The organism is Agreia sp. (genome assembly GCF_964263775.1).
In the GTDB taxonomy this organism is placed as follows: Bacteria; Actinomycetota; Actinomycetes; order Actinomycetales; family Microbacteriaceae; genus Agreia.
In genome coordinates this window covers 17,245-28,827 of sequence record NZ_CAXVWM010000167.1, presented here as the reverse complement: position 1 = coordinate 28,827, position 11,583 = coordinate 17,245, and the positions used below count along the sequence as shown (strand labels likewise).

The following is an 11,583-nucleotide window of genomic DNA, read 5'->3' as shown; positions in this document are numbered from 1 at the left end:
CGTCGCAGTTCATCGGCGGTGGCGAGCAACGGGTTCACATGGCCGGCGGTGCCACCTCCCGCGAGCAGGTAGGTGGTCATCGGGTCGCTTTCTGCCGCGGGGCGTCGCCCAGACGGTCGCCCTGACGGTCGCCCTGTCTCGCGATGGACAGCACGAGCCCGATAGCCACGAGGGTCGTCACCAACGCCGAGCCTCCCGACGAGATGAGCGGCAGCGGCACGCCGAGAACCGGAATCACCTGGAGCACGACGGCGATGTTGACGAACGCCTGGCCGATGAGCCAGACCATAACCGAACCCGTGACGACCCGGGAGAACAGGTCGGTGGAGGATCGTACGATTCTGAGGAAGGAGACAGCGAAGACGACGAACAAAGCCAAGACGACGACGGCGCCGATGAGCCCGAGCTCTTCTCCGATGATCGCGAAGATGAAGTCGTTGTCTGCAGCGGGCAACCACAGCCACTTGGCCTTGCTGTTGCCGAGCCCCACGCCGAACACCCCCCCGGCCGCCATCGCCCAGTCGGCGTGCTGGTTCTGGTACGAGAGTCCGGTCTGGTCGCCCGCGCCGATGCCGAGAAAGTTCTCGATGCGCGAGAGCCGGGAGGAGCTCGACAGGGCGATGATCACGGTGAGCACGGCTCCGATGATCACGGGAATCACCAGCATCCTGAATCTGATGCCGGCGAAGAAGAGGGCGCCGAGCACGAGGGCGGCCATGATCATGACCGTGCCGAGGTCGCCTCCCAGCATGACGACCACGATGCCGACGCCGGCCACCGGCAGCGCCGGCACCAGAACGTGGCCCCAGCGACCGAGATACGGCTCCTTCTTCGCCAGGATCACGCCGAGCCAGGCGACGAGGCCGACTTTGATCAGCTCGGAGGGCTGCGCGTTGAAGCCGCCGATGCCGATCCAGTTGCGGTTGCCACCGACCTCGATGCCGAGCGGGGTCGTGAGCACCAGCAGCTGGAGCCCGATACCCACGACCAGCGGCAACCACGCCCACCGTCGCCAGACCCGCACGGGCAGTTGCGAGATGATCAGCATCAGCGGAACCCCGACGATGGCGAAAACGGCCTGACGCCAGAACACGCCGAAGGAGCCCTGCGACCCGGCATACGACGAGATCGAGCTCGACGACAGCACCATGACGAGGCCGAAGAGCAACAGGAACAGGCTCGTTCCGAGCAGCAGGAAATAGCTGCGGGATTCGGGCTGGAGCACGCGGCCCAACGAGATGCGCGCGCTCCGGCCGGAACGGCCCCGATCAGTCGCCGGAACCGGTGAAGTCGTCTGCGCGCCCGCCGTCGAGGGGGGAATCGTCTGCGGTCGAAGCCCCCGGGGCCGAACTGTCGGTCGTGTCGCCGTCAACCGGATCGCCTCCCAGGTAGTTTCGCACGGCGTGTGCGAAGCGGTCGCCACGGTCGGAGTAATCGGTGAATTGGTCCATCGATGCGGCCGCCGGTGCCAGAAGAACCACGTCACCGGGCACCGCGAGTGCGGCGGCCAGTTCGACGGCGACCGACATGACACCCTTAGTCTCGGTGCCGGTGACCTCTCGTACGGGAAGGTGCGGCGCGTGTCGCTGGAATGCCTGCCTGAGTGCCGTGCGATCCTCGCCGAGGAGAACGACCCCGCGCAGTGTCGCCGCGCGTGCCCGAACCAGCGGCTCGATGTCGACGCCCTTCAGCAGGCCTCCCGCGATCCACACCACCGACGGGTATGCCGAAAGCGATGCGGCGGCTGCATGCGGGTTGGTCGCCTTCGAGTCGTCGACCCAGGTGATCTCGTCGCGGGTCTCGACGACCTCGATGCGATGACGATCGAGATGGAACGAATCGAGGGCGGTTCGGATGGCAGCCATCGGCACCCCGACGCTTCGGGCGAGCGCCGTCGCCGCGAGCACATCGGCGACGGTGTGGGGAGCTCCGAGGCCTGTCGCCGCCAACCGGGACACCGTGGTGATCTCGAGCGCAGAGTTGCGCCGGTCGTCGTGGAACGCGCGGTCGACCAGGATTCCGTCGACGATTCCGAGGTCGCTCGGTCCGGGCACTCCGAGGTCGAATCCGATGGCGCGTGCCCCCTCGACGACCTCGGCCTCTTCGACCATCGTCTGGGTCACGGCATCGCCCCGGTTGTAGACGCATGCGCTCCGGGTGTTCGAGTAGACCCGGGCCTTCGCCGCGACGTAGGCCTGCATGGAGCCGTGCCAGTCGAGGTGGTCTTCCGCGACGTTGAGGCACACTGCAGCCCACGGCGACATGCTCGACGTGGAGTGGAGCTGGTAGCTCGACAGCTCGACGACGAACACGTCGAACCCCTGGGGATCGCGGACCGCGTCGAGGACCGGAACGCCGATATTGCCGCAGGGAGCCGCCCGCAATCCTCCTGCGGCGAGCATGGCCGCCGTGAGCTGCACGGTCGTCGTCTTGCCGTTGGTTCCGGTCACGGCGATCCACTCGGCGGGGGTACTGCCCGCGCCGGGGGTGCCGACCTTGTCTCGCAGCCTCCAGGCCAGTTCGACGTCGCCCCACACGGGGATCCCGCGATCGGTGGCCCAGCCGATGACCGGATGATCCGGGTGGAATCCCGGGGATACGACCAGGAGTTCGGGGTCCAGCGATTCGAGCTCGTGCGGCACAAACGCGAGGGGCGTCGCCTGCACGAGGTCGGCGCCGATCACCTCGAGCATGAGCCGGTAGCGGTCGTCGACCTTTTCGGCGACGACGAGCACGCGAGACCCGAGCTCCGCCAGCGTGTCGGCCACGGAGAAGCCTGTGACGCCGAGCCCCAGGACGCCGACCCGCAGGCCCGACCAGTCGGCGTTCCAGCTCGTGAGTCCGAGCACCCTGTCGGTGCGGGCCCCGGTCATCGCGAGATCCACTCGAGGTAGAACGTCCCCACTCCCGCCGCGACGAGGAGTCCGGCGATGATCCAGAACCTCACCACGATGGTGACCTCGGCCCAGCCTTTCACCTCGAAGTGATGGTGTAGCGGGCTCGCCAACCAGATGCGTTTGCCGCGAGTGAGCTTGAAGTAGCTGAGCTGGATGACCACCTGGCCGGCGACGATCACGAAGATTCCACCGATGACGACGAGCAGCAGCTCGGTGCGGCTCAGGATGGCGAGGGCGGCGAGTGCGCCCCCCAGTGCGAGCGATCCGGTGTCGCCCAAGAAGATCTTCGCCGGGTTGGTGTTCCACCAGAGGAATCCGATGAGCGCGCCCACGATGGCGGCGGCGACGATGGCCAGATCCATCGGGTCGCGAACTTCGTAACATTTGCCCAGCACGTCGGGATCGATCTGGGGGTTGAAGCAGTTCTGGCTGTCCTGCCAGAAGCCGATGAAGACGAACGCGCCGATGGCGAGGATGCTCGACCCGGGCGCCAGTCCGTCGAGGCCATCCGTGAGGTTGACGCCGTTGGAGGTCGCCATGACGATCACGCAGACCCACACCACGAACGCGATGACGACGATGGCGGGCACGACGAGCATCGTGAAGTTGATATGGGTGTCACGCACGACCGAGATCGCCGTCGACGCAGGGGTCAGGCCGTTCTCGTCGCGGAAATTGAGTGCGAGGAGGGCGAAGACGATCCCGACGACGATCTGGCCGACGAGTTTGGCGACGGGGCCGAGCCCGAGGCTTCGTTTTCGGTGCGTCTTGATGAAGTCGTCGATGAACCCGACGATGCCGAGGCCGACCATCAAGAAGAGCACCAGCAGCGCGGAGATGGAGATGCCGCGTTGGGTGAGCAGGAGCGCGATGAAGTACCCGAAGAGCGTGGCGAGCACGATGACGATTCCGCCCATGGTCGGCGTTCCGCGCTTGACGTGGTGTGTCTCCGGGCCGTCCATGTTGATGAACTGGCCCCACGCGAGCCGTTTAAAAAGTCGGATGAAAAGAGGGGTCATGAAGAGGGTGAACACCATGGACAGGGAACCGGCGGCAAGCAGGGTGATCATGCGAACAGCGCCCCCAGTCGATCGCCGAGGAAGCGCAGGCCGGCGGAGTTCGATGACTTGACGAAGACGATGTCGCCCGACCGCAGATCGGGTGCGATCACGTCGAAGGCCTCATCGGCGGTGTTCACGAATTGCGACTCGCCATCCCAGGATCCCTCGTGCGTCGCGGCGAGGTGGAGCGCACGCGCGCCCTCGCCCACCACGACGAGCTTCTCGATGCCGAGCCGCACGATCATTCGCCCGATGCGGTCGTGTTCTTCGAGGGAGAACTCCCCGAGCTCACTCATCTCGCCGAGCACGGCGATCTTGCGCGACGCGGGCGTCGCTATCTGGGCCAGCGTTTTGAGACCGGCGACCATCGAGTCGGGGCTGGCGTTGTAGGCGTCGTTGATGACGGTCACGTTGTCGCGGCCTCCGAGCACCTCCATCCGCCAGCGCTCGGCACGCGTCACGGTCTGCAGCGCGTCGACGATGCGGTCGATTCCGACGCCGAGACTCTCGGCGGCCGCGGCTGCCGCCAGGGCGTTCATCACGTGGTGTTCGCCGAGAACGCAAAACCGCACACGACGGCTGTCGCCCGACGCGAGCGTCAGTACGAAGTCCGTGCCCGCGGCGTGAGCCGATACCTCGTGTGCTCGTACGGCAGCCCGCTCGTCGAGGCCGAACCACACCACTCTCGCGGCGGTCTTGTCGGCCATCCCGGCGACCCGGGCGTCGTCGATGTTCAGAATTGCGACATCCGACGGTACGAGGTCGGACACCATCTCGGTCTTGGTGGCCAGCGTCGTGGCGATGCCGCCGAATTCGCCGGCGTGCGCCAGCCCGACGGTGAGAACGACGCCCACGTCGGGCTTGGCCATGCGAACGAGGCGCGTGATCTCGCCCGGGCCGGATGCGCCCATCTCGGCGACGAGGTAGCGGGTCGACGGCGTCAGCTTGAGCATCGTGAGGGGGGCGCCGACCTCGTTGTTGAACGAGTCGCGCGGCGCGACGGTCTCGCCCTCGGTCTCGAGAATCGTTCGAAGCAGGTTCTTGGTCGTCGTCTTGCCGTTCGACCCGGTGATTCCGACGATCCGCAGCACCCCGTGCTCGCGTACTCGACGAACCACCTCGGTCGCGAGTGCGCCCAGAGCCAGAACGGCGTCGTCGACGATGACCTGCGCCACGAGGGCCTCAGCCGGCCGCTCGGCTATGACCAGGGCAGCGCCGGCAGACACAGCCTTGTCGATGAAGAGAAACCCGTCACTGAATTCGCCAGGCTTGGCCACGAAGATGCCGCCCTGGCGAATCTCGCGTGAATCGGTGTCGACCAGGCCGGAAACGACGGTCTCGGGCCCGATGCCCGCCACCCTGACCGCATCGGGGACGATGAGCCTGCCGCCGGTGATGCCGGCGATGTCGTGAAGTGTGAGGTGAAGCATGGGGTCAGAGCCATCCGAATTCTTGCAGGGCGAGCCGTGCCTCATCGCGCGCGGAGTAGGGAATCTTCTCGCCCGCGACTTCCTGGTAGTTTTCGTGGCCGGGGCCTGCATGAAGGATGACGTCGCCGTCGCCGGCCACCGAGAGAGCCTGGCGGAACGCGAGCCTCGGGTCGGGGACCTCGTAGAGTTCGACGTCTGCCCGAGCTGCCCGGGCGGCATCCAGAAGAACGGCCCGGATCGATGCCGGGTCTTCGAAGCGCGGGTTGTAGTCGGTGATGACGACGACGTCGGCGAGCCGGGCGGCGATCGACGCCATATCGGCTCTCTTCGTCGTGTCTCTGTCGCCATCGGCGCCGAACACCATGATCACTCGGCCAGCGGTGACGCGGCGGAGCGCCTCGAGCGCGCTCTGGAACGCATCCGGGCTGTGACCGTAGTCGATGTACACCCGCGGACCCGTCTCTGCCGAGACTCTCTCGGCGCGACCGGGCACGAAAGCGTCGATGCCTCCGTCTCTGCCGAGCACGTGGGCGATCGCCTCGAGGTCGTAGCCCGATTCGACGAGCATCACTATCGCGAGGGCCGCGTTCTCGGCCATGAAGCGGCCCAGGATGGGGATACTCGTCGTGATGGACCGGTGGTCGGGCCCTTCGATGGTGAACCGGGTGAGATCGACGGTCTCGTCGAGGATGGTGACCTGCCAGTCGGCCGGGATGCCCTGCCGAGTCGAGATCGTGGCGACAGGTATTCTCGACTCCTCCGCGAGTCGCGCGCCCCATTCGCCGTCGACGAGCACCGCTCCCCGACGGGCACGATGAGGCTCGAAGAGTTCGCGTTTGGCCTCGAAGTAGTCGTCCATACGGCCGTAGTCGTCGAGATGGTCGTGCGTGAGATTCGTGAAGCCCACCACGTCGAAGACGATGCCGTCGATGCGGTGGCGGGTCAGCGCCTGGGCCGAGACCTCGATGATCACCGAGCGCACCTCGGCCTCGCGCATGCGGGCCAGCAGGGCGTGCACCTCGGTCGCCTCGGGCGTCGTCAGGGTGCTGGCGATGCGCAGCTCGCCGATTCCGCGCTCGGCCGTCGTGCTGAAGCCCGCGACGATGCCGAGTTGGGAGAGGATCGCGTCGAGGATGTACGTGACGGACGTCTTGCCGTTGGTACCCGTGACGCCGAATAGCGTGGGGGGATCGTCGAGGGTGCGGTAGATCCAGGCTGACACGGCACCGAGGGCCTCCCGTGGCTGCGGAGTGACGATCACAGGAAGGCCGCTTCCCGCCGCGAGCTCGGCGCCCTCGGGGTCGGTCAGGACGGCGACCGCCCCGCCATCGGCGGCGGCCTGGGCGAACGTCGCGCCGTGCACGTTGCGACCCGGAAGGCCCACATAGAGGTCGCCGGGAACGATGTCGCGCGACGTCAGGCTGATTCCGGTCACGGAGTCTGAAGCGAACTCGCCGATGTGCTCAAGCCCGAAGTCGGCCACGAGCTGGGAGAGCGACCGTGCGATCGGATGTTCCGGGCGCAGTCCCTGCGAAACCCGATCCGGCACAGATGACTCCTTCATTCAATAAGTGGTGGGCAGGTCGGGCGCGGGAACCGTCGAAGGTTGCACCCGATACGTCTTCAGCACCTGTGACAGTACCTTCTGGAAGACCGGCGCTGCGGCCAGTCCAGATGTAATGGTAACGGGCTTCCGGATGGTCACCGAAACCACGTACTGCGGATCATCCGAGGGTGCCATACCCGCCATCGAGGTCAGGTACGCGCCGCCGTAGGCTCCGGACCCGTCGCTCATCTCGGCGGTTCCCGTCTTGGCAGACACACGGTAGCCAGGGATCTTCAGGGCGCTGGCCGCGTAGCCCGTGGTGGCCACCGACTCCATCATGTGCACCGTCTCCTGGGCCGCCTGCGGCGAGATGACCTGCTCCCCCGTCGACGCCGGCGGGGCGTCTGTGACCGTGCCGTCGTCGTGCCGGCATCCTTCGAAGAGCTGCACGGGCATCCGCACGCCGTTGTTCGCGATGGCCTGGTATGCGCTCGCCATCTGCACGGCAGTTACTGTGAGTCCCTGGCCGAACGTGGTGTTGTAGATGGTCTGGTCGTCGAGCTGCGTCGGGCCGCTGACATCGCCGGGCAGGATGTCGCCCGAGTCCTCGCCGACGAACCCCACCTCCGTCGCCGTGCCCAGGTGGAACCTGTTCATGTAGTCCCACCGCGCGTCGACGGACATGTTGTTGCTGAGCATCGAGATGCCCGTGTTCGACGACTGCTCGATGACTCCGGTCAACGTCCAGCGCATCGGCGCGTGAAAGAACGAGTCGTGGATGACCGCGTCGCCGGAGCGGTATTCGTAGGGTGCGAGCACCTGGCTGTTCGGGGTCGCGACACCGGCGTCGATCAGGGAGGCGGCCGTGATCGACTTGAAGGTCGATCCGGGCTCGAAGGGGTCGCTGAACACTTTCGCCCCTCGATAGGCCGGATCGGTGCCGTCGATGTTGTTCGGATCGACCGTGGGGTATTCGGCGGCCGCGAGGATCTTGCCCGTCTTGACCTCGGTCACGACAACAGTGCCGGATTCGGCCCCGACCTCGGTGACGCGCTGAGCCAGAGCCTCCTGGGAGAAGTACTGCAGGTCGCTGTTGATCGTGAGTTGAACGTCGCCTCCGTCGACCGCGTCCGTGACGGTCACGGTCGACCCGGGAATCGCGACGCCGTCCTCACCCGTCTCCGTGATCTCGCTGCCGTTCGAGCCCGCGAGGCAGGAGTCCTGGGTCAATTCGGTGCCGGCGAGTGCGGCCCCATCGTCTCCGACGAAGCCGACGAGGTTGCCCGCAACGCTGCCGTCGGGATAGGTGCGAGACTGGTCGGCCTTGTAGTAGAGCCAGGGGATGTCGAGAGCGCGGATGGCGTTGTAGGTGGTCACGTCGACCGACTTCGAGATCAGCGCGTAGCGCGAGGACTCGTCGGCTGTGAGGATCGCCGTGATTACCGCGGGATCGAGCCCCATGGCGGCTGCCAGCTCGGCGATCGCCTGCTCTGCGCTCACATCGACCTCGTCTTCGGAGCCGTCGCCGGCTGGCCGCGTGAATTCGTCGACAGCAGACGGGTCGGCCTCGATGGCATAGCGCAGGATGCTAGTGGCGAGGACGACGCCGTTGGCGTCGACGATGTCGCCGCGCGTGCCGAGCGTGACCGTGCTGTCGGAACGGCTCGCGAGCGACGTCGCGTTCAGGCCGTCTGCCTGCACGATCTGGATGTCGACGAGGCGCACGACGAACACCGACACCACTGCCACGATGATGAGCACCGCGATGGTCACGCGTCCCCGGGTTGTCCTGGTGGTCGTCGCGGTCACGTGCGGCCTTTCATTCGGCTGGTGACGAGGTCACCGGTCGGTCAGTGCGTCTGCGGAGAAGGAAGAGCACCCTGCCACGGTACTGTCGGGTCGGGTGTGACGGTCGAAGGCGCGCTCGCCGCATCCGGAACAGCAGCCGCGATCACCTGATCGGGCTGCAGCAGCGAGTTCGGAACCAGCGACTGGTTGGCGGAGATCGGTGCGTTCGCCGCGGTCGCGGACGTGGGCGAGCCCAGCACGGCGCCGTCGGAGAGGCGCAGGTAGACGGTGTTGCCGTTGGCGACCATACCCAACGCCTGCGCATTCTGCACCAGGTTCTGCGGTGACGAGTAGGCGGTCAGCTGCTCGGTGAGAGCCTGGTTCGTGCGGGCCAGATCTTTCTGCTGCGACTGCAGCGATGAGATCTGGTAGGCCCCATCGGAGAGCCCGATGCTCAGCAGCAGTTGGGCGAGGGCGATGACCCCGATTCCGCCGATGGCCACGGCCGCGTACACGATGCGCGGCCGCTGCCGCCGGCGGGGCATCCTGTCGGGTGCCGGCGCCAGCCACCGACGTCGCGGTTCGACGAGGGAATCGTCGGCGGGAGCGGGAACGCCGAATCGCGGGAGGGGAACAGGTGCCAGGTTCGTCATGAGGCACTCCTGATGCGTTCTGCGGCTCGGAAACGAACAGGGGTGGCACGGGGGTTCTCGGCCTTCTCCTCGTCGGTCGCCAGTTCGGCGCCGCGCACGAGCAGGGAGAGTTCGGGCTTGTGCTGCGGCAACTCGACGGGCAGGCCGGGAGGAGCCGTCGAGACGGTCAGCGCCTGGAGTGCGCGCTTGACGATGCGGTCCTCGAGCGACTGGTACGACATCACGACGATGCGACCGCCCACCCGAAGCGCACCGATGGCGGCGGGTACGGCCCGCTCGAGCACGCTCAACTCTTGGTTGACCTCGATGCGGAGCGCCTGGAAGACGCGCTTGGCCGGATGACCGGCACGAGACAGCGCCGCCGGGGTCGCCTGCTGGAGGAGGTCGACGAGGTCGGCGGAGCGGGCGAGGGGATGCTCGGCGCGTCGCTGCACGATGCGTCGCGCGTAGCGGTCGGCGAGTTTCTCCTCGCCGTAGTCACGGAAGATGCGACGAAGGTCGAACTCCGAGTACTCGGCGAGGATCATCTCGGCCGTCAGCGGCGACTCCTGGTCCATTCGCATGTCGAGAGGAGCGTCTTTTGAGTAGGCGAATCCGCGTTCCGCACGGTCGAGTTGCATGCTCGAGACGCCGAGGTCGAACAGCACGCCATCGACCGTCGGGATTCGAAGGCCCTCGAGCGCCGCCCCGATCTGGTCGTAGACGCAGTGCACCAGGTGCACGCGCTCGCCGAACGGCTTCAGCCGGCCTTCGGCGAGCGCCAGCGCCTGCGTGTCGCGATCGAGGCCGACGAGGATGAGTTCGGGGAATCGGGTGAGGAAGGCCTCGGCGTGACCGCCCAGGCCCAGGGTCGTGTCGACGAGCACGGCGCCGGGCCGCTCGAGCGCAGGGCCGAGCACGCTGATGCACCGTTCGAGCATGACGGGCGTGTGGATTCGTGTGACGTCGTCCATAGCTGTGTCGACCTGTTCGTTCTGCCTGATCCCCATCCATTCCGACCTGGCACCGGGGAAGTGTGCCAGGGCGAGGAACGGGTGGGAGTCACGCGGAACGACTAGAAAAGGCCGGGAATCACCTCCTCGTCGGTCTCGGAGAACGCGGCCTCTTGGGCGGCCAGGTAGATGTTCCAGGCTTCCGCATCCCAGATCTCGGCCCGCGACCCGGCTCCGATGACGACGAGCTCGCGCTCGAGGCCGGCGTAGCTGCGCAGGTGCGCAGGAATGCTGACGCGGTTCTGCTTGTCGGGAATCGACGCATCGGCCCCCGAAAGGAAGACGCGCATGTAGTCGCGCGCCTGCTTGCTCGTGACCGGTGCCTGCCGGATCTTGCTGTGCAGTTCTTCGAACTCGGCCGTGCTGAAGACGTAGACGCAGTGCTCCTGGCCCCGGGTCAGCACGACTCCGCCCTCGAGCTCGTCGCGGAACTTCGCCGGAAGAATGATTCGCCCTTTGTCGTCGAGCTTGGGAGCGTACGTGCCAAGGAACATCGTCCTTTCTCCCCCTCGAATCCGGCCAGGTGCTGGGTATTCCTCCACGTTACTCCACTTTGCACCACCAGACAACGTATTTGAGCTACATCCCCATTCCGGGCGCCCTGTATTCGGCGCGGTTACAGGCTTCTATGCGGTGGAGGAAAAGGGAGTAACGCGATCACGTTCTCGCTGTTCTGTGGCGTTCGCAGACGACAAAAAAAGGGGCCGACCCGAAGGTCGGCCCCTGATGTGGAGGTCTGTGGGAGAAGGCGGCGCTCGGCCTACTCCTCGCGATCCTGGCGTTTGTCCCAACGCTCGTTGAGCCTGTCCATGAGATTGGTCTTGGACGCTGTGCCGCTGGGTGAGGCCGCGGTTCGCGGCCCCGACGCGGTGCGACCCGCGGCAGCCTTGCTCGGCCGAAGGGCGAGAAGCACACCGGCAAACATTCCGACGAATCCGACGAGGCCGACGATCAGGAAGTGGGTGATGACGCCCACGATGACGACGACCAGGCCCACGACCGCGAGCAGAATGCCCAGTACGAGGGCGCCGTAGTTGAGTCTGCCCCTACTCGCATTGACGGCCGAGACGAAATCGGCATCGTTGTGATAGAGACTGCGCTCCATCTCATCTAGAAGCTTCTGCTCCTGCTCGGAAAGCGGCATCCTATTCACCTCAGGCTCGGTCACACGCGTCGTACTTGAAGCGATTGTAGTGCCCCACATCTGGCTAGGCTA

At 66.3% G+C, this 11,583-nt stretch carries 11 protein-coding genes; all 11 read right to left on the bottom strand.

The genetic code is table 11. The features are described from left to right. A partial coding sequence (locus tag ACE5CZ_RS12205) for a glycosyltransferase (RefSeq protein WP_374947602.1) occupies nt 1–80 on the bottom strand: 80 nt, incomplete at its 3' end. Continuing rightward, the gene (ftsW, locus tag ACE5CZ_RS12200; protein ID WP_374947599.1) at nt 77–1,225 is read right to left on the bottom strand and encodes a putative lipid II flippase FtsW; all 1,149 of its coding nucleotides are present in this window, start codon (nt 1,223–1,225) and stop codon (nt 77–79) included. The genes ftsW and ACE5CZ_RS12205, both read right to left, overlap by 4 nt. A 43-nt stretch (nt 1,226–1,268) precedes the next feature. Further along, nucleotides 1,269–2,873: a UDP-N-acetylmuramoyl-L-alanine--D-glutamate ligase gene (gene murD / locus ACE5CZ_RS12195; protein WP_374947598.1), complete on the bottom strand. Its 1,605-nt coding sequence runs from the start codon at nt 2,871–2,873 to the stop codon at nt 1,269–1,271. Next, nucleotides 2,870–3,967, bottom strand: a complete 1,098-nt coding sequence (gene mraY, locus ACE5CZ_RS12190; protein WP_374947597.1) for a phospho-N-acetylmuramoyl-pentapeptide-transferase — start codon at nt 3,965–3,967, stop codon at nt 2,870–2,872. Before mraY ends, murD begins: the two co-directional genes overlap by 4 nt. Next, a complete protein-coding gene (gene murF / locus ACE5CZ_RS12185) occupies nt 3,964–5,388 on the bottom strand; it encodes a UDP-N-acetylmuramoyl-tripeptide--D-alanyl-D-alanine ligase (protein ID WP_374947596.1) in 1,425 nt (474 codons plus the stop codon). Before murF ends, mraY begins: the two co-directional genes overlap by 4 nt. A 4-nt stretch (nt 5,389–5,392) precedes the next feature. Continuing rightward, the gene (locus tag ACE5CZ_RS12180) at nt 5,393–6,937 is read right to left on the bottom strand and encodes a Mur ligase family protein (protein WP_374947595.1); all 1,545 of its coding nucleotides are present in this window, start codon (nt 6,935–6,937) and stop codon (nt 5,393–5,395) included. 15 nt (nt 6,938–6,952) lie between these two features. Then, nucleotides 6,953–8,743: a peptidoglycan D,D-transpeptidase FtsI family protein gene (locus tag ACE5CZ_RS12175; protein WP_374947594.1), complete on the bottom strand. Its 1,791-nt coding sequence runs from the start codon at nt 8,741–8,743 to the stop codon at nt 6,953–6,955. A gap of 41 nt (nt 8,744–8,784) precedes the next feature. After that, a complete protein-coding gene (locus ACE5CZ_RS12170; protein ID WP_374947593.1) occupies nt 8,785–9,375 on the bottom strand; it encodes a hypothetical protein in 591 nt (196 codons plus the stop codon). Beyond that, on the bottom strand, nt 9,372–10,364 hold the full coding sequence (rsmH, locus tag ACE5CZ_RS12165) for a 16S rRNA (cytosine(1402)-N(4))-methyltransferase RsmH (RefSeq protein WP_374947592.1): 993 nt from the start codon (nt 10,362–10,364) through the stop codon (nt 9,372–9,374). Before rsmH ends, ACE5CZ_RS12170 begins: the two co-directional genes overlap by 4 nt. A gap of 65 nt (nt 10,365–10,429) precedes the next feature. Further along, a complete protein-coding gene (gene mraZ, locus ACE5CZ_RS12160) occupies nt 10,430–10,861 on the bottom strand; it encodes a division/cell wall cluster transcriptional repressor MraZ (protein WP_374947591.1) in 432 nt (143 codons plus the stop codon). Between the two features lie 266 nt (nt 10,862–11,127). Further along, nucleotides 11,128–11,511 (bottom strand): DUF3040 domain-containing protein, encoded by a 384-nt coding sequence (locus ACE5CZ_RS12155; protein WP_374947590.1) that lies wholly within the window; start codon nt 11,509–11,511, stop codon nt 11,128–11,130. Nucleotides 11,512–11,583 lie beyond the last annotated feature (72 nt).